21 protein-coding genes and 3 pseudogenes are annotated in these 17063 nt (G+C 71.8%); 11 read left to right on the forward strand and 13 right to left on the reverse strand.

Going from position 1 to position 17063, the window contains the following annotated elements; translation table 11 throughout:
• The first annotated feature begins 214 nt into the window (after positions 1 to 214).
• Complete coding sequence (locus ACFW47_RS20965) at positions 215 to 691, forward strand: nuclear transport factor 2 family protein (RefSeq protein ID WP_386306605.1); 477 nt, start codon at positions 215 to 217, stop codon at positions 689 to 691.
• 41 nt (positions 692 to 732) lie between these two features.
• Here the strand turns inward: ACFW47_RS20965 and ACFW47_RS20970 are convergent, their stop codons facing one another.
• Positions 733 to 2058 (reverse strand): NAD(P)-binding domain-containing protein, encoded by a 1326-nt coding sequence (locus ACFW47_RS20970; RefSeq protein ID WP_386283198.1) that lies wholly within the window; start codon positions 2056 to 2058, stop codon positions 733 to 735.
• A gap of 108 nt (positions 2059 to 2166) precedes the next feature.
• Here ACFW47_RS20970 and ACFW47_RS20975 point away from each other — a divergent pair, with 108 nt between their 5' ends.
• Positions 2167 to 3228: a flavin-containing monooxygenase gene (locus ACFW47_RS20975; RefSeq protein WP_386306607.1), complete on the forward strand. Its 1062-nt coding sequence runs from the start codon at positions 2167 to 2169 to the stop codon at positions 3226 to 3228.
• 37 nt (positions 3229 to 3265) lie between these two features.
• Complete coding sequence (locus tag ACFW47_RS20980; RefSeq protein ID WP_386283203.1) at positions 3266 to 3640, forward strand: ArsR/SmtB family transcription factor; 375 nt, start codon at positions 3266 to 3268, stop codon at positions 3638 to 3640.
• A gap of 106 nt (positions 3641 to 3746) precedes the next feature.
• Here the strand turns inward: ACFW47_RS20980 and ACFW47_RS20985 are convergent, their stop codons facing one another.
• Genes ACFW47_RS20985 through ACFW47_RS20995 form a run of 3 tightly spaced genes read right to left on the reverse strand, consistent with a single transcriptional unit; the run spans position 3747 to position 6249 of the window.
• A complete protein-coding gene (locus tag ACFW47_RS20985; protein ID WP_386306609.1) occupies positions 3747 to 4838 on the reverse strand; it encodes an ArsO family NAD(P)H-dependent flavin-containing monooxygenase in 1092 nt (363 codons plus the stop codon).
• The gene (arsB, locus tag ACFW47_RS20990) at positions 4835 to 5944 is read right to left on the reverse strand and encodes an ACR3 family arsenite efflux transporter (protein ID WP_386283209.1); all 1110 of its coding nucleotides are present in this window, start codon (positions 5942 to 5944) and stop codon (positions 4835 to 4837) included. The genes ACFW47_RS20985 and arsB overlap by 4 nt, the downstream gene beginning before the upstream one ends.
• Positions 5941 to 6249, reverse strand: coding sequence for an ArsR/SmtB family transcription factor (locus tag ACFW47_RS20995; protein WP_386283211.1), 309 nt, complete (start codon positions 6247 to 6249; stop codon positions 5941 to 5943). The genes arsB and ACFW47_RS20995 overlap by 4 nt, the downstream gene beginning before the upstream one ends.
• Before the next feature lie 95 nt (positions 6250 to 6344).
• Between ACFW47_RS20995 and ACFW47_RS21000 the strand changes: the two genes are divergently transcribed.
• Complete coding sequence (locus ACFW47_RS21000; protein ID WP_386283213.1) at positions 6345 to 6758, forward strand: arsenate reductase ArsC; 414 nt, start codon at positions 6345 to 6347, stop codon at positions 6756 to 6758.
• Between the two features lie 246 nt (positions 6759 to 7004).
• On the opposite strand, the gene ACFW47_RS21005 is transcribed toward ACFW47_RS21000, so the two are convergent.
• Positions 7005 to 7445 (reverse strand): OsmC family protein, encoded by a 441-nt coding sequence (locus ACFW47_RS21005; protein WP_386283215.1) that lies wholly within the window; start codon positions 7443 to 7445, stop codon positions 7005 to 7007.
• Between the two features lie 347 nt (positions 7446 to 7792).
• Here ACFW47_RS21005 and ACFW47_RS21010 point away from each other — a divergent pair.
• From ACFW47_RS21010 to ACFW47_RS21020, 3 genes and pseudogenes are all read left to right on the forward strand, one after another.
• A pseudogene (locus tag ACFW47_RS21010) lies at positions 7793 to 8679 on the forward strand (proprotein convertase P-domain-containing protein); the annotation flags it as partial.
• A gap of 192 nt (positions 8680 to 8871) precedes the next feature.
• Positions 8872 to 9714, forward strand: coding sequence for an alpha/beta hydrolase (locus tag ACFW47_RS21015; protein ID WP_386283217.1), 843 nt, complete (start codon positions 8872 to 8874; stop codon positions 9712 to 9714).
• A gap of 33 nt (positions 9715 to 9747) precedes the next feature.
• Positions 9748 to 10194: a TIGR03618 family F420-dependent PPOX class oxidoreductase gene (locus ACFW47_RS21020; RefSeq protein WP_386283219.1), complete on the forward strand. Its 447-nt coding sequence runs from the start codon at positions 9748 to 9750 to the stop codon at positions 10192 to 10194.
• 25 nt (positions 10195 to 10219) lie between these two features.
• Here ACFW47_RS21020 and ACFW47_RS21025 read toward each other — a convergent pair whose 3' ends face one another.
• Positions 10220 to 10636 carry an STAS domain-containing protein gene (locus tag ACFW47_RS21025; RefSeq protein ID WP_386283221.1) on the reverse strand — a complete coding sequence of 139 codons (417 nt, stop codon included), beginning with the start codon at positions 10634 to 10636 and terminating at the stop codon, positions 10220 to 10222.
• Between the two features lie 84 nt (positions 10637 to 10720).
• Entirely contained in the window at positions 10721 to 11479 is a 759-nt protein-coding gene (locus ACFW47_RS21030; protein ID WP_386306611.1) for an IclR family transcriptional regulator, read from the reverse strand.
• 160 nt (positions 11480 to 11639) lie between these two features.
• On the opposite strand from ACFW47_RS21030, the gene ACFW47_RS21035 reads away from it, so the two are divergent.
• The 4 genes and pseudogenes from ACFW47_RS21035 (at position 11640) to ACFW47_RS21050 (ending at position 13034) form a co-directional block, all read left to right on the forward strand.
• Positions 11640 to 12182, forward strand: coding sequence for a hypothetical protein (locus ACFW47_RS21035; protein ID WP_386306613.1), 543 nt, complete (start codon positions 11640 to 11642; stop codon positions 12180 to 12182).
• Between the two features lie 80 nt (positions 12183 to 12262).
• Positions 12263 to 12427 (forward strand): hypothetical protein, encoded by a 165-nt coding sequence (locus ACFW47_RS21040; RefSeq protein WP_386306615.1) that lies wholly within the window; start codon positions 12263 to 12265, stop codon positions 12425 to 12427.
• Positions 12424 to 12675: pseudogene (locus ACFW47_RS21045) on the forward strand (class I SAM-dependent methyltransferase); the annotation flags it as partial. The gene ACFW47_RS21040 and the pseudogene ACFW47_RS21045, both read left to right, overlap by 4 nt.
• A gap of 110 nt (positions 12676 to 12785) precedes the next feature.
• Positions 12786 to 13034, forward strand: a complete 249-nt coding sequence (locus ACFW47_RS21050; RefSeq protein WP_386306617.1) for a hypothetical protein — start codon at positions 12786 to 12788, stop codon at positions 13032 to 13034.
• 162 nt (positions 13035 to 13196) lie between these two features.
• Here ACFW47_RS21050 and ACFW47_RS21055 read toward each other — a convergent pair whose 3' ends face one another.
• The 6 genes and pseudogenes from ACFW47_RS21055 to ACFW47_RS21080 all read right to left on the reverse strand — a co-directional run bounded on the left by ACFW47_RS21055 (position 13197) and on the right by ACFW47_RS21080 (position 16990).
• Complete coding sequence (locus ACFW47_RS21055; protein WP_386306813.1) at positions 13197 to 13838, reverse strand: DJ-1/PfpI family protein; 642 nt, start codon at positions 13836 to 13838, stop codon at positions 13197 to 13199.
• Positions 13751 to 14233: pseudogene (locus ACFW47_RS21060) on the reverse strand (CatA-like O-acetyltransferase); the annotation flags it as partial. The pseudogene ACFW47_RS21060 and the gene ACFW47_RS21055, both read right to left, overlap by 88 nt.
• Before the next feature lie 132 nt (positions 14234 to 14365).
• On the reverse strand, positions 14366 to 14794 hold the full coding sequence (locus ACFW47_RS21065; protein ID WP_386283231.1) for an RNHCP domain-containing protein: 429 nt from the start codon (positions 14792 to 14794) through the stop codon (positions 14366 to 14368).
• A 21-nt stretch (positions 14795 to 14815) separates the two neighbouring features.
• Positions 14816 to 15196, reverse strand: a complete 381-nt coding sequence (locus ACFW47_RS21070; RefSeq protein ID WP_386306619.1) for an RNHCP domain-containing protein — start codon at positions 15194 to 15196, stop codon at positions 14816 to 14818.
• A 229-nt stretch (positions 15197 to 15425) separates the two neighbouring features.
• Positions 15426 to 16355 (reverse strand): CU044_5270 family protein, encoded by a 930-nt coding sequence (locus tag ACFW47_RS21075; RefSeq protein ID WP_386306621.1) that lies wholly within the window; start codon positions 16353 to 16355, stop codon positions 15426 to 15428.
• Entirely contained in the window at positions 16352 to 16990 is a 639-nt protein-coding gene (locus ACFW47_RS21080; protein WP_386283237.1) for an RNA polymerase sigma factor, read from the reverse strand. Before ACFW47_RS21080 ends, ACFW47_RS21075 begins: the two co-directional genes overlap by 4 nt.
• Between the last annotated feature and the right edge of the window lie 73 nt (positions 16991 to 17063).

A 17063-nucleotide genomic window follows, 5' to 3' on the forward strand; every position in this document is an offset into this window, starting at 1 on the left:
GAGGCAAGGTGAGCTGCGCTCCGACGATGCGCCATCCGCCCACTGCGTTCATCCGCCGTTCTCGGAGAGTGACGAGATTCCGCCGCCTGACGGGACACCTGCGGGTCGTCCGTCTGGCGCGCCGGCTCCACGAGGACTGATCCGGGAGGGCTTTCGGCGCGGGACCCGGTTCAACGAGTCGCGAACGTGCCAACAGGGCAGGGAGGAAGTGGAGATGACCACCAGTGACGTCGACCCGATGGAGCGTGTCCTCGCGGAACGCGCCTGTGAGCGTTTGATCCTGGAGCTCGTCCGCCGGCTCGACCTCGGTGAGCCGAGCACGGTCTGCGACCTCTTCACGCCCGACGGCGTGTGGGAGTGGCCGCATGACCGGCGGCGGGTCCACGGCCGTGAGGCTCTGCGCGAGTACTTCGGCTCCCGCCCCGCGGATCGGCTGTCCCGGCGCATGTGCACGAACATCCTGGTCACTGTCGACTCGCCGGACACCGCCGCGGCGACCACCTACTTCGCCACCTACCGAGTGGACGGCTATACCGAGGGGACACTGGTGGCGCCCCGGTTGCCGGTGAACGTCGGCCACTACCAGGACACCTTCCGCAAGATCGACGGCTCCTGGCTCATGGCGACGAGGACGCTCTTCCTGTCTTTCGGCGGGCCGACGGAACGCCTCGACAGTCCCGGCCGGGCCTGACCGGTGTACAGCCCTCAGCTCCTGGCGGGCGCTCGGGGCGGTCACGAACCGCAGCACCCGCCGCCGTCGCCGTCGGACCGCTGGGCGTCGGGGGTGTCGAACAGGCCCGCGCCGCCGCAGACTCCCGTCTCGGGGAGGGTGAGTTCGACGCGGTCGGCGGAGTCGAGGTCGCCTGCGATCGCGGCGGCGACGGAGCGGACCTGCTCGTAGCCGGTCATGGCGAGGAAGGTCGGGGCGCGGCCGTAGGACTTCATCCCGACCAGGTACACGCCCTGTTCGGGGTGGGAGAGCTCTCGGTGGCCGTGCGGGTAGACGGTGCCGCAGGAGTGCTGGTTGGGGTCGATCAGCGGTGCCAGCGCGACCGGCGCCTGGAGCCGCTCGTCGAGACCGAGGCGCAGCTCGTCGACGAAGGACAGGTCGGGACGGAAGCCGGTCAGGACGATCACCTCGTCGACCGCGTCCAGGCGGCGCCCGTCCTCGCCGACCAGGACCAGGCGGCCGTCGGCGTCACGCTCGATCGCCTCGGTGCGGAACCCGGTGACCGCGTCTACGTGCCCCTCGTCGACGGCGGCCTTCGCCGCCAGGCCCAGCGCGCCGCGCGCCGGGAGCTGGTCGGCCTCCCCGCCGCCGAAGGTGGAGCCGGAGATGCCGCGGCGCAGGATCCACATCCCCTTCGTCCCCGCGCCGTCGCCGGACCCGGCGAGGTCGGCGAGGTGGGCGAGAGCGGTGAACGCCGAGGCACCGGCGCCGATCACGGCCGTGCGCCGGCCCGCGTACCGGGCACGGACGGCGGGGTCCTCGAGGTCCGGGACGCGGTAGCTGATCCGGTCGGCAGCGGCCTTCTCGCCGAGTGCGGGAAGACCGCTGCCGCCGGCCGGGGACGGTGCGGACCAGGTACCGGAGGCGTCGATGACCGCGCGGGCGAGGATCCGCTCCTCACGGCCGTCGGCATGGACGACGTGCACGACGAACGGCTGCCTCTCCCGGTCGGCGTCCACGATCCGGTCCCGCCCGGACCGGGAGACACCCGTGACCGTCGCTCCCAGCCGGACACGGTCACCCAGGACGTCGGCGAGCGGCTGCAGGTAGCGGTCGGCCCAGTCGCCGCCGGAGGGGTAGGTGGCCGGGTCGGGGCGCGTCCAGCCGGTAGGGGCGAGGAGCTTCTCTGCGGCCGGGTCGACCACCTCGGCCCAGGTGGAGAAGAGGCGCACGTGGGACCACTCGCGCACCGCGGCGCCGGCGGCCCGGCCGGCTTCGAGGACCAGGGGCTCGCCGCCCTGGTCGACCAGGTGGACGGCAGCGGCCAGGCCGACAGGTCCGGCCCCGATCACGACGACGGGCAAATCGGTGGTGGCGGGCGCGTTCACGGCGACTCCTTGCGTGTTTCGACATCTGTCGATGGCTTGCGGGGCCAGCATGGCACCTGTATTGATGGACGTCAACATAGACCTGCATCGAAATAGGGGAACTCGCCGATGGAACACGTCGACGTCGCCGTGATCGGTGGCGGCCAGTCCGGTCTCGCCACCGCCCACGCCCTGCTGCGTCACGGGCTGCGGCCGGTGGTGCTGGAGGCGTCCGACCGCACGGCCGGCTCGTGGCCGCGCTACTACGACAGCCTCACGCTGTTCTCGCCCGCCCGGCACAGCTCCCTGCCCGGAATGCCGTTCCCCGGCACCGACCGGGACCGCCACCCGCACCGCGACGAGGTCGTCGCCTACCTCATGGCCTACGCCGGCCGCCTGGACGCCGAGATCCGCACCGGCCGGCGCGTCATCTGCGTACGCAGGGCCGGCCCTGCCTTCGAGGTGACCCTCGAAGGCGGCGGCCGGCTCACGGCACGCGCCGTCGTCGCGGCCTCCGGCACCTTCGGCCGACCGCACCGGCCGGCAGGGGCGGGCCTGGAAGGGTTCGCCGGGCAGGTGCTGCACGCAGCCGACTACCGCGACCCCGCCCCGTTCGCCGGCCGCCGGGTGGTCGTGGTCGGGGCAGGCAACTCCGCGGTGCAGATCGCCGCCGAACTCGCCGAGACCGCACGCGTCACGCTCGCCACCAGGGCTCCGGTGAGGTTCGCGGCGCAGCGCGTTCTCGGCCGCGACCTCCACTTCTGGCTGCCCCGCACCGGCCTGGACGCCGCGCCCCTCGGCCGGCTCCTGCCGCGCCCGCCGGCGCAGCCCGTCCTCGACGACGGGCGCTACCAGGCCGCCCTGGCCGCCGGGCGGCCCGAGCGGCGGCCGCTGTTCACCGGCGCGGTCGGAGCGGAGCTCGTCTGGCCGGACGGACAGCGGGAGGAGGCAGACGCGATCGTCCTCGCCACCAGCTACCGCCCCGACCTGCCCTACCTCGCCCGCCTGGACGGTGCCCTCGACGCCGAGGGGAACCCGCGGCACCGCGAGGGGATCGCCACCGGGGTGCCGGGGCTGGCGTTCGTGGGGCTGGAGTGGCAGCGCAGCCTGTCGTCGAACTCGCTGCGCGGTGTCGGGCGGGACGCGGACCGGGTCGCCCGGCGTCTGGCCGCCTGCCTCGCGCGCCGATGACGGGCCGCACTGGTTCGATGTGTGTCAACATAGGCGTATGTCGAACGCGAAGGTGCTGCCGCTGCTCGAGCCCGCCGACGGCCGGGGTGTGGTGCCGTGCTGCCCGCCGCTGACCGAGCGACCGATGACCGCCGACGAGGCCGAGACCGCGGCGCGGATGTTCAAGGCGCTCGGTGACCCGGTCCGGCTGCGGCTGTTCTCCGCGGTCGCCTCGCACGAGGGCGGGGAGGCGTGCGTGTGCGACATCTCCGACGTCGGCGTCTCCCAGCCCACCGTCTCCCACCACCTGAAGAAGCTGAAGGAGGCCGGGCTGCTCACCTCCGAGCGGCGCGGCACCTGGGTCTACTACCGGGTCGAGCCGTCCGTGCTCGCGGCGATGGGCAAGCTCCTCGCGCTGCCGGCCGCCGCCTGACGCGAAGCGGGAAGAGGCACCGGGCGCCGTCCGGCCGACCGGGCGCTTGCTCCGCCCACGGCATCCGCACGCTCCTCGCCCGGTCGTGACGTCCGCGTGGTCCGCGTCAGTCGCCCAGCAGTCGCGCGATGTCCCGGGCGGCGTCGCGGGCGGGGCGGCCCACGCCGATGAGCGTGGCCGAGGCCGGGCCGGTCCAGTCGCCGTAGCCGAGCAGGTGCAGCCGCGGTTCACCGAGGGCGCGCGTGCCGTCGGTGGCGATGTGCCCGCGCGGGCCGCGGAGGTCGAGGGGCGCGAGGTGGGCCAGGGCCGGGCGGAAGCCGGTGCACCAGACGATCGCGTCGGCGCGGATGTGGCTGCCGTCGGCCCACCTGGCACCGGTAGCGGTGAGCCGCGCGAACATTGGCTTCGCGGACAGGCGTCCGGCGTCGCGGGCGGCGCGGACCGGGGGTACGGCGACGATGTCGCCGAGCGAGGCCACGCCGCCGGTGTCACCGTCGCCTTGTTCGAGGGCGCGACGGCGGGCGGTGGCGACGTCGAACAGGGCGCGGCCGTCGATGTCGTCCGGCAGGAAGCGTGGCGGCCTCCTGGTCACCCACGTCACCTCGGCGTTGCCGTCCAGGGCGAGGTCGGCCGCGATCTGGGCGCCGGAGTTGCCGCCGCCGACCACGATGACGCTCCGCCGGTCTCCGGCCGGAAGGTCCCCCGGTCCGGCGAAGTCGGCCGGGCATCGGTAGTTGACGGTGTGCAGCTGCCGGCCGGTGAAGAGGCCGCGGCCGGGGACGGCGGGGACGAACGGCCGTGACCAGGTGCCGGTGGCGCTGATGACCGCCCTCGCCCGCCAGGTACCGTCGTCCGTCTCGGTCACGAGGCCGCCGCCGTCGCGGCGTACGGCGTCGACGCGGGTGCCGTGCTGGACGGGCAGGCCGTAGCGCTTCTCGTAGTCACTGAGGTAGGCCACCACGTGCCCGGCGCCCGGGCAGGTCCCGCCGGGCTGGGCGGGCATGAGCCGGCCGGGCAGGGAGGAGTGTTCCGCCGGGGAGAACAGGCGCAGGGAGTCCCACATGTACTGCCATGACCCGCCCGGCGCCGGGTCGGCGTCCAGGACGACGAAGTCGAGGCCCTGGCGGCGCAGGTGGTAGCCGGCGGCGAGCCCTGCCTGGCCGCCGCCGACCACCACCACGTCGGTGTGCCGGGTCACGGGGCCGTCGTCACCGCGTCCGGGGCGAACTTCCCGCGCCAGGCGAGCGCGACGTGCACCAGACCGATCAGCACCGGGACCTCGATCAGCGGGCCGACGACGCCGGACAGCGCCTGGCCGGAGGTGACGCCGAAGGTGGCGATGGCGACCGCGATGGCCAGCTCGAAGTTGTTGCCCGCCGCGGTGAACGCCAGGGTCGTGGTGCGGTCGTAGGCCAGGCCGAGGCCCTTCCCGAGGAGGAAGGTGCCGAAGAACATGACCGCGAAGTACACGAGCAGCGGCAGCGCGATCCGGGCGACGTCCAGCGGCTGGGAGGTGATGGTCCTGCCCTGCAGGGCAAAGAGGACGACGATCGTGAACAGCAGCCCGTACAGCGCCCACGGTCCGATCCTCGGCAGGAACTTCGTCTCGTAGGCGGTGCGGCCCATCCGCCGCTCGCCGACGCGGCGGGTGAGGAAGCCGGCGAGCAGCGGGATGCCGAGGAAGATGACGACGTTCAGCGCGATCTGCCACACGGACACGTCCAGGCCCTGGCCGTCACCGAGGTTCATCCAGCGCGGCAGCAGGTCGAGGTAGAACCAGCCCAGCAGGCCGAACGCGAGGACCTGGAACACCGAGTTCAGCGCGACCAGGACGGCAGCGGCCTCGCGGTCGCCGCAGGCGAGGTCGTTCCAGATGATGACCATGGCGATGCAGCGGGCGAGGCCGACGATGATCAGGCCGGTGCGGTACTCGGGCAGGTCCGGCAGGAAGGTCCACGCCAGCGCGAACATCACCGCGGGCCCGGCGATCCAGTTGATGACCAGCGAGGAGATCATCAGCTTCTTGTCGCCGGTGACGCGGTCGAGCCGGTCGTAGCGGACCTTGGCCAGGACCGGGTACATCATGACCAGCAGGCCGAGCGCGATCGGCAGGGAGACGCCGCCGACCTCGATCTTCGCGAGCGCGTCGTCCATCCCCGGAACCAGCCTGCCCACGCCGAGACCGACGGCCATGGCCAGCAGGATCCACACCGCGAGATAGCGGTCGAGCGTGGAGAGCTTCTTGACGATCGAGTCGTCGCCGCCCTCGGTCTGCGCGGAGGTGGCGGGCTCGGTGGAGGTCACGGGCAGGACCTCTTGTTCTCGGCGGCGGTGCGGGCGGAGGCGGCCAGTGTGGCGAACTGCTCGGACAGGCCTGCCAGGACCTCCGGCTTGAGCTTGTAGTAGGTGAAGCGGCCGCACGGCTCGGTCTCCACGATCCCGGCCTCGCGCAGCACCTTCATGTGGTTGGACAGGTTGGTCTGCCTGGCTCCGGTCTCCTCGACCAGGTGCGTCGTGCAGAGTGTCTCGCGCGCCAGGAGGGTCACGATCTGCAGGCGGAGGGGGTCGCCCAGCACCCGGATCACATCAGGATCGACTGAAGTCAGCATGCACTGATACTGTCACATCACCGCCTGCTGATACCAGCGGGGGCTGAAGTCATCGGCGGCCGGGTTCCGCCGTGCGACAGGAGAGAACGATCACCATGGCCGACAAGCCGACCGTCCTGTTCGTCTGCGTCCACAACGCCGGCCGCTCCCAGATGGCCGCGGCCTGGCTCACCCACCTGGCCGGAGACCGCGTCGAGGTCCGCTCCGCCGGCTCCGCCCCGGGCTCCGAGGTCAACCCGGCCGCCGTCGAGGCCATGGCCGAGGTCGGCATCGACATCTCCCGCAAGACGCCGAAGCTCCTCACCCTCGACGCGGTCCGCGAGTCGGACGTCTGCATCACCATGGGCTGCGGCGACACCTGCCCCGTCTTCCCCGGCAAGCGCTACCTGGACTGGGAGCTGACGGACCCGGCGGGCCAGGGCGTCGAGGCGGTGCGTCCGATCCGCGACGAGATCAAGACCCTGGTCGAGGGACTGATCGCCGAGATCGCCCCGGAGAGGACGGCTTGAGCGCGAGACGTGACGCCGTCGTCACCGGCTCGGGGCGCAGCACTCCGTGCGGAGCCCGCAGAGGCCGCCCGCGCGTCCGGCTCCGGTCCCGGCCCGGACGATGCGGGCGACGATCTCCACTGCGACCTCAGCTCACTGACCGCCTCCGGTCCGGAAGCCTGCCCGGTCGTCTGACGACGCGTGTCTCCGCTGCGGCCTGACACGGACGAGGGGGCCGCCGCACGCCTCGACAGGCGCCGCACGCCCTCAGGCGTCGGTGACCGTCGTGGTCACGGGCGTGCCGATCTCGACGGTCCTGCTCACGGTGCAGAGACGGTCGTGGGACGCCTTCACCGCGCGGGGCAGGATCGCGCGGGCGCGCTCCGCTCCCTCGTCGTCCGGGAAGGCCACGGTGAAGGTGACCTCGAGGTTCGTCATGCGGTTGCCCAGGTCGTCGCTGACCTTGTCCCCGGTGACCGTCACGGAGAACCGGGTGGGCTCCGCGTGACGTCCAGTGGCGACGTCGACGTCCACAGCCGAACAGCCGCCGATCGCGGCCAGCAACAACTCGACCGGGGTGAATCCGGTGTTCTGGCCGCTGTCCGAGGACGTACCGAAAGTGATCGATCCGCCGCGGGTGTTGGTCGCCACGAACTGGCCGCTGCTGACGCGTTCGACGACGACGGAACGCTCCGAGTGTTCGCTCATGTCACCGACATTAGTCTGCGGGCGATCGTGGAGTGGGGACGTGATCCGCACACGTGCCAAGGCACGATGCGCCATTCCTCTGGCGAGAGCAGGCGGCAGGGCACGGCCTGCTCCGTGACCCCGCTGCACCCGCCCCCGCCCGCCCGTACGTGGTGCAGGCGCGCCTTTGGCGTGCGGGTCACGGCCTCGGTCAGCAGGCCATCGGTGAACATGGCTCCGGTGCCGTCTTCCACAGCCCAGCCGGCGGAGAGGGACCCGGTCGCCACTGGTCGTCGTCGAGCTCCCTGCGGAACAGCGGCAGCACACTGGGTTCACAGGTGCGTGGCCGGAACGCGGTGAGGACGCGCTACACGTACTCCACCGCGGCCTCGAACGTCACCGCGTACATCGTGGACACCGGCATCCGCATGACCCACGTCGCCGGAGCCTCGCACGGTGTCGCCAAGGGGGTCGAGCTGGTCGGTGTCCGGGCGCTGAACTGTCAGGGCACGTCCGGCAGCACCCGGGGCCCGGTCCTCACGGGCATCGACTGGGTCACCGAGAACGCGGTCCAGCCCGCCGTGGCCAACATGGGCATCGGCGGCGGACGGACCCAGTCCGTCAACGACGCGGTGGCCGCCTCCATAGCCTCCGGCGTCACCTGGGTGGTGGCCGCCGGCAACAACAACGCCGACTCCTGTCAGTACTCCCCCTCCTCCATCCCGTCGGCGATCACGGCCGGTGCCACTCCCGCCGATGACGCCCGCTCGACCGGCTGGTCCAGCCCGACGTGGTCCCCGGCCCAGTGCGCGACCGGATGGTCGCCGACGCCATGTCCGGCCGGATCAGCGACGCGCGGGCCGGTTCGCCCAACAAGCTGCTGCACACCGGGACCGGCACGCCGCCCACCGGACCGCAGTTCGAGAACACGGACGACTACACCATCCGTGACAACGCCACCGTCGAGTCGCCCCTGGCAGTCACCGGCGTCGGCGGCAACGCCCCGGCCGGTCTCTCCGTCAACGTCGACATCCGGCACACCTACCGCGGCGATCTGCGGGTGGAGCTGGTCGCCCCCGACGGCACCACGTATCCGCTCGAGGACTACGCCAGCTACGACGACCACGACAACGTGCAGGCCACCTGCACCGTTAACGCCTCCACCGAGACGGCCGACGGCACATGGAAGCTGCGCGTGAGCGACAACTGTGTCAACGACACCGGGTACATCAACGCCTGGTCGCTCCAGTTCTGACCGCCCGCTCTCCCGGCTCGCGGGCTCCGGGCCGCCCCTCCCCTGGGCAGCCCGGAACTCACCCACCCGGCCGACCGGCCACACCGGGGGGACCGCGTCGAGTCGGTTGCACCGGCGATCTTCGGCTACGTACGCTCCATGGCGTATCGGGCAGCTGTTCGCCGCCCATGGGGGCAGAGAGTGAGTAGACCTATGCAGCCGACGTTCGTACTGGTACACGGAGCCTTCGCGAACTCCTTCTCCTTCGCGCCGCTCCAGGCCGAGCTCGGCCTCCTGGGGCACCGCTCGGTCGCCGTCGACCTCCCCGGTCACGGCTTCGCGGCGACCTACTCGCGTGCCTACCAGGCGCCGCAGGATCTCGAAGGCCTCGCCACCGCGCCGGGATCCATCAAGGGCGTCACGCTCGCCGACAACGCCGCGCACCTCATCGGCGTCCTGGAACGGGCCAGGGAGAACGGGCCGGTGATCCTCGTCGCACACAGCCGCGGCGGTGTCACGGCCACCGCCGCGGCCAACGCGCGCCCGGACCTCATCGACCGCATCGTCTACGTCTCCGCCTGGTGCCCGGTCGACCTGGACGTGAACGACTATTACGCCGAACCTGAGATGGCCTCGGTCGACGCCGCCTCGTTCGGCCTGGCGATGGCAGGCAATCCGGCCGAACTCGGTCTGCTGCGCGTCAACTTCCGCACCGCCGACCGTGACGCCCTCGCGGCGCTCCGGGCCGCCTTCCTGGCCGACGGTACGGAGGAGGAGTTCCTGACCTTCCTGAGCACCTTCCAGCCGGACGAGAACCTCGACGTCGGCACCAGTGCCGACCGCGCACAGGCGGCGACCTGGGGCCGCGTCCCGAAGACCTTCGTACGCCTCGCCGACGACGCGAGTATGCCCCTCGCCATGCAGGACCGCCTGATCCGCGAGGGCAACGCGCTCACCCCGGACAACCCGTACGACGTCCGGACCCTCGCCGGCAGCCACCTGAAGTGGCTCGTCGATCCGGCGCCGGCGGCCCGCGTCCTGGGGGAGCTCACCTGAAGCCGGGCCCTTGGTGGTTGGTAGCCTCCCGGGATGACTGCGACGTTCGACCATGCCGTCCGTGCCCGGCTGCAAGCTCCCAACATCTGGTACGTCGGTACCGTGTTCGCCGACGGAGCCCCGCAGGTGAGTCCGATGTGGGTGGACCTGGAGGGAGAGGACGAGCTGACCTTCAACACGTCGGTGGGCCGGGTGAAGGAGGAGAATCTGCGCCGCGATCCCCGCGTCTACCTCTCGCACGCGGACGCCGCCGATCCCTTCGACCGAGTGCAGATCAGTGGTGTGGTGGCCCGCTTCGTCGAGGGTCAGGAGGCGCACGACCGGATGGACCGGCTGGCCCGCAAGTACCTGGGCAGCGAACGGTTCGAATGGATCATGCCCGGAGAACAACGGGTCGCGGTGATCGTGCGGCCGGTCAAGGTGCGGCACATCGTAGGGGTGGAACGGTTCCGGCCCGGTGGCCCCGTTCCCGCTCCCTGACGCTCCCTGACGGGCCGCGAGGGCGTCACCTCTGACGACGGCGTCGCACGTGCGGCCAGTCGGCGAGCTCGTCAGCGCCGGGGGGCTGTGCGGCGGCCTGCTCGACGGAGTCGTGGAACGAGTAGACGGGACGCAGGCCACCGAGGGAGAAGACGCGCAGCAGCCCTGGGTCGGCGCACGCGAGCCGCAGCGAGCCGTGGCGGCTCTGGATGTGCTTGGTGACGGCGACGATCATGCCGAGCCCCGTCGAGTCCAGGAAGGGTGCGCTGCACAGGTCCAGAACGAAATGGCGGTGACCGTCGGCGAGGAGGCCGTCCACTGCGGCTCGGACGAGGGGAGCGAAGGCGATGTCGATCTCGCCGTCGGCCTCGACGACCGTCCAGCCGTTCGTCACGCGCCAGCCGACCGACTCCCGCTGCCTCGCCATGCCCTGATCACGCACGTCCGCACTCCCTCAGCCTTGCCCGTTTTCAACCGACAAGACCAGGAAACGCGCTATGCGCCATAAGTCACAAGAATGAGGATTTCAGATGGTGAGCGAGAGCCTCCGGGACACTCGCTCCGCGGTGGCGACCAGGGTCGCCGCCGCGCCTTCCAAGCTGGAGGTGCGGCCGGCGCTCAGCGAGATCCCGAGCGAGCCGATGGTGTCGCCGTGCCGCACGGGCACCGCTACGCACGCGGTGCCCAGGGAGTACTCCTCGATGTCGGTGACGGCCGGGCCGTGGGACATGAGGTCGAGGCGTCGCAGCAGTTCAGCACGGTGGGTGATGGTGCGCGGGGTGAGATCGTGCAGCTTGTGGCGGGAAAGGTAGTCGGCGCGGGCCTCGCCGTCGAGGTCGCGCAGCACGCACTTGCCGAGGGCCGTGGCGTGCCCCGCCTCCTCGAAGCCGACCCAGAGATCGACACGGGGCGCCTTCGGCCCGTCCACGATCTCCGCGACCCGGATCTCGCCTTCCTCGTAGAAGGTCAGATAGGCTGCGGCCGACAGGCCGTTCCTGAGCTCCGTGAGCGTCGGACGGACCCTGCTGAGCGCCGCCTGATCACGGCTCCCTCCGTGCAGCGCGTCCAGCTTCTCCCCCAGGACGAACGCGCCGTCCTCGAGTTTGCGCACGTAGCCGTCGTGCACCATCGTGCGCAACAGGTGATAGGTCGTGGCCAGCGCCAGCCCCGTCTCGCGTGCCAGCTGCTTGGCCGGAACGCCGCTCTCGTGCGCACCCACGGCCTCCATCAGCCGGAAGGCTCGCTGCACCGACGAGATGAGTGTCGGGCCGTCCTTGCCGCCCATGCCTCCACCATGCTTGGTACGGACAAGTCATGGCAAGTCGGATTTATCCGCGGAGCCCACTGGACGCCCGCGAGTCCTACCTGAGAGACCGCGTCCTCCTCCGGGGGACGGAGAAGGTCCGCCGCACCGGACGACGCCCCCTGCCGCGTCCGAGGTCAGCATGTACGCCATGACGACCGCGAACGATCACCTCCCCGCAGCCGCGCCCGCGCCCGCCTGGGCGCGCCGTGCCGCCCACGCCGTCGCACTGTGCGCGCTTCCGTCGGGCCTGTGGCGCATCGCCATGGCATCCGGCGTCTACGTGGGCTACAGCGACCAGGTGCTGCGCGAGGTCTACGGCATCCCGGGCTGGGGCATCGCATACGTGGTCGGCCTGTCCGTCCTCGCCGAGCTGGCCGCACTGCTCCCGCTGCTGCTCGTCAGCGACCGGTGGCGGCCCCTGCGCCCCGCGACCCTCACGGCGGTGGCCTGGGCCGCATCTGGCGCCCTGGTCCTGGTGGCGCTGTGGCAACTCGTCGTCGCCGTCACCGTGGAAAGCCAGACGTACATGTCGAGCGGTGCGGCGCAGACGGTCTGGGGCGTCGCTTTCGCCCCGCTGCTCGCCATTCCCGTCCTGACCACTGCGGTGACCTGGTCGTACGCGAAGCGCCACCGGACCCGGAGGCGCTTCCCGGAAATTTCTGGCCACGCTCCAGGTCGGTGACCCCTGCAGCGGGGTTGTGGCAGAGGCCTCCCGAGGGGAGCATCAGTCGTCGTGCTGGATCAAGGGGGGCCGTGCCGTCCATGGACGCTGCCGAGAACACCGCGGTGGGCCAGACCCTCCAGGGCCGGGCCACCGAGCTGGTCCCGTTCGGAGCCTTCGGCCAGGTCACCGAGGCCTTCGAGGGACTGGTCCACCTGCGAGAGCTTGCCCTGACGGAGTATCGAGGCTCCGGAGGAGTCCCATGACGACCACGTCTTCGGCGTACTGGGAGCCGCTGTGGGCTCGTGGCCGCCGTTACCGGCGGATCAGCGAGGCAGAAGCCCTGCTGTTGGCCGAGCATCTCGGCCCCGGGCGCGGCAGGCCCGCCCTCGACATCGGCAGCGGCGACGGGGCCCTCGCGCGCCGGCTCCACCGGCTCGGCTACCGCACCACGGGCATCGACTGCGCTCCCAGCGCAGTCGTCCTCGCTGCCGACCACGGTGCCGGGCCCGGGCCGTCATGGCAGTGCATGGACTTCGCCGCCGACGACCTCTCCGCCCTCCCGTACCCCGCGTACGCGGTGGTGCCGACGACCTCTCCGCCCTCCCGTACCCCGCGTACGCGGTGGTCACCTGCCGCCTGGTCTACCGGTGGATGGACGACAAGCCGGCCTTCCTCGACCGTGTCCGTCGGCTCCTGGCGCCCGGCGGTACCTTCTGGGCCGTCACCGAGATCGCCGGCCGCCGCGGCGAGGGGCACCCCCTCGCCCACCTCGGGATCAGTGCCGCCGAGGCCGAGACGCTCACCGCGGGCTGGTCCGACGTCCGCGTCGCCGACCTCGACGTACTCCGCTGCTACGCCCTGCGCCCGTGAGGCCCCGGACGCATGATCGTGAGGACCCGGCCAGGGCGGAGGCCGGCCCGTCTCACCGACACGGCGGTCCCGCGCAGCCGGGCCGACAGGCCGGGCCGGCCATTGACCGTGCACTCCCGGACCGGGACGCGCGCCGACCGGCCCCGTCTCAGCACACGGCTGTCACTTCGCCGCGTCCGCGAGCAGCCGCAGTGCCAGCTCCCGGATCTCCGGGCTCGCCTTCTCGGGGCTGCCCGTGTCGAACGGGGGGTCGGGGTCGTATTCCACGGCGAGTTGCATCGCCTGTCCCACCTGGTCTCCCGCCAGTCGCGCGGCGAGGTGCAGCCCCATGTCGATGCCGGCCGAGACGCCGGCGGCGGTGACGATCCTCCCGGCCTCGACGAAACGCCCCGGCGTGTAAACGGCTCCGACTTCCGCCAGGTAGGACCGGGAGGCCCAGTAGGTGGTGGCGGGCAGGCCGCGCAGCAGACCGGCCGCACCGAGGATCAACGACCCCGTGCACACGGCGGTGGTCCACGCCGACCGGCGGTGGATGCGACGTATCCAGTCGAGGACGACCGGGTTGGCCATCGTGGCCGTGGTCCCGCGTTGGCCCGCTCCGGGAATCAGCAGCACCTCCGCCCGCGTCACACTGTCCAGGGAACGGTCGGCCACGAGCCCCAGCTCGCCGGTGTCGGTACGGATCCGCCCCGCCCTCTCGGCCACGGTCGTCACCGTCACCCCGGGTACCCGGCACAGCACCTCGTACGGGCCGACCGCGTCGAGCGCGGTGAACCCGTCGTACAGCAGCACCGCCACCCGCACCTTGCTCCCTCCGTCTCTGGTGGCACCCTCGTCTCCCGCCGGTTCGGCCTGGGCCGCCGACGCTCCGCCGGCCGCCGCCAGCCCCACCCCCAGGCCACTCGCGACTGCGGTGTGAAGAAACCGTCGACGATCACGGTCCATCTCTGACATGTCCGACTCCCTGTCCTCGACACACCCCGTCGGGGCACTGACCAACGAGCAGTCGCGTGGTGACGCCGATGAGTTCCACGGCTGCTCAGCCCCGTCCCCGGCCAGAACCGCGGACAGGGGAACCCGTCCGCGGCGGCGTGGTGCACCCGCAGCGCGGGGGGCACCAGGACCCCGCCGCCGCGCTCGGTGTACCTGCCGAGCGCGGAGATCGGCGCGAGGTGGTCCCAGCCGCCGCCGATGTTGAGGTTGAACCCGGTGGCAGGGGGCGGCGACGTCGTGGAACACGCCTGGGTGGCGGACCCGACCTGGCCGGACCGCGCCGCCGGCTGACGGCGCGGCCCGGCCCCTTCACCGGGCGGCGCCCGTCACCTGCCCTCTCACAGGGTCAGCAGCACACGATGCGCGATGCTGGTGTCCCTCAGGGGCTTGAGGACGAGACGCACGAGGACCAGTGCGTTGTCGTCGCCCGCGATGCGGTTGGCACTGAGCTCACCGCAGGCCAGACAGTGGTGGATGATCATCCACTCACCGTCGGGCCGTACCGACATGCTCAGTGCTTCCATCCGGCCCCGGCAGTCCGCGGCCCGGTCGCCCGGGACCCGTCGGTCGACGTGCGCACTGGTCAGACAGTTCGGGCAGTGGTTGCGGTGCGTGGTGCCCGGTGCGTCCAGTGACACGTCCATGCGGCAGCCGACGCACCGGAAGGCGTTCGCCCGGTGTTCTCCCTGCCCGTGGAGGACGTCCTTGCGCCGCTGCGGCCGCCGCTCGGCCCGCGCACGCCTGTGCGGCTTACTGCGCCTTGGCATGATCGCGCTTCTCCTTCCGGCTCACAGGTCACCGAACACTTCGAGGGGGAAGGGCGGTTGGGCCAGTGGCCGCACGGCCATGCGCATCAGGACGAGTTGGTTGTCGTCCGTGCAGACGGGGTTGGAGGTCAGCTCGTCGCAGCGCACACAGCGGTGGATGACCATCCAGTCACCGGTCCGCAGGACGGCGATGGAGATCGGCGACATCCGGCCGTGGCAATCGCTGGGCCCGCCCTCGACGTGGTCGAGGACGTGCCGAGAGTGCAGGCAGGACGGGCAGTGGTTCCGCCGTGCGCCGTCACCGGCGGCGGCGGACACGGTCAGGCCGCACCACGCGCAGACGAATGTTCCGGTGAGGGTGCGGTGCGGAGTGCTTGAGGGAGTCTTTCTGATGCTGGACACCCGGGGTGCTCCTTGCTGAGTGATCGGTGATGACAGCAAGAGCAGGCCGAGCGGCCTCGACGAAGGAGCCCACCCGACGGCACGAAGGGTCGGACGGTCAGGCGGTGCAGCGAGGCGCGCTCAGCGCGGGCCGGGTCATAAAGTCTCGTTTCCAGGGCCATACCTGGCCCAGAGCAGATCGACAGAGCACCGATACGGTAACCACCGTTCCAGGCCGGGTGCCACCGAATTACGGCCCCAGCTCCCAGGAATCGGCCGGTGGCGCACCGGCCCGGTCGGCGACGCCGATCTCGAGCAGCGCGGTCGTCTCCTCGACGCCGAGGAAGACGAGGCTCGACACGTCGAAGACCAGGGCCCGGCCACCGGTGGCGGACTTCGGGAGTGCCAGGCCGGTGCCGGTGCGCCCGACGACGTCCTGGACCCCGTTCTCGACGACGACGCCGGGGATCCGGCGCGCGGCCCGGTACAGCGCCTCACTGAGGGCGGGGACCAGGGCGGCCGGTTCCAGCACACCGGCGATGTACTCGAAGACCGCCTCCTCGTGGGTCGGCCCCTGCCCTTCCGTTTCCCGGTAGACGTACGCGAGCAGCTTCCGCGGGTCGGTGGGCAGTTCCCGGAGTTCCCGGTAGTCCCTGCCGCCGGACATGGCCATGTGCTCCGTCGTCGGCGAGTGAGGGTCAAGACGGCCGGCGGCCACGGGCTGAGGCCCCGTGAGGGCCAGACCGTCCCGCCCGCCGCCCACGGCGAGCCAGTCCTCGCGCTGGACCACCTCCGCCCCACCGCGGTGGTCCGTGTACTCCTCCCTCATGGCACGGCGTTTGTACAGGAACTGGTCCTCACCCATCGCGATGACCGGGGGACGGCCGACCGTCGTAGCGGACCGGCCGGGAGTGTGGACGGCCTCCTGTCCGCCCCGCAGCCCGGTGACGACGGCCGTTCCCGTCACCACGGTGACCGCGAGGGCCAGTGGCGCCGCCCAGACGACGAGCCGCCGGCCCGAGAACCTCCGGGGCGCGCCCACCCGCTTCCTCGCGATCTCCCGCACCAGGTGCTCTCTGAGCACCCGGCGCCGGTCCGGTCCCAGCATCGGGCCGCCCGGGGCCGGCAGCGGCTCGGCCCTCTCCTCGTGACCGAACCCGCGGGGATCCTTCGGGGTCATCGCCCACTCTCCTGCGCGCACCGCTCCGCCCGCCCGTGCCGCGCGAGCGTCGGCCCACCGGGTACCGGGTACCGAGCCGAGGCGGGCACCCGACCGCGCTCCGCGTCGGTGAGCACGCGCAGCCGCTTCCTGGCCCTCGAGAGCCGCACCCGTACCGTGCCGGCCGTCACGCCCAGGGCCTGGGCCGCCTCGGCGGCGTCGAGCCCCTCCCAGACGCACAGCGTGAAAACCTCCCGTTCGGCGCGCCGCATACCGCTCAACGCCCTTCGGGCTGCGGCCAGTTCCTCCCGGTCGGCCAGCCGCTGCGTCACCTCGTCGGCGAAGTCCGGGACCGGGGCGGCGGGAGGGAGCCGCGCGAGAGCGTCCCGGTGCCGGCGTGTCGTGCGCGTCATGTTGCGCATGACGTTCGTCGCTATGCCCAGCAGCCAGGGGCGCAGACTGTCTCCCTCCGGCAGCACCCGTTCGCGCAGCCGCCAGGCCTCGAGAAAGGTCAGCGACACGACGTCCTCGGCGGTGGACCAGTCGCCCGTGACCCGTACGGCGTGCCGGTGGACCGACGAGGCGAAGGCGTCGAAAAGTCGCCCGAAGGCCTCGGGGTCCCCGGCTCGGACACGGTCGCGCAGTGAGTGCTCCACGTCTGTGACTGTCCGCAGGACGGGGGACGCATCGGTGACGTGCGTCATACGGGCCGGTGGAGAGCGGACGGCA

It is taken from the genome of Streptomyces sp. NPDC058796 (genome assembly GCF_042745235.1).
Taxonomy (GTDB): domain Bacteria; phylum Actinomycetota; class Actinomycetes; order Streptomycetales; family Streptomycetaceae; genus Streptomyces.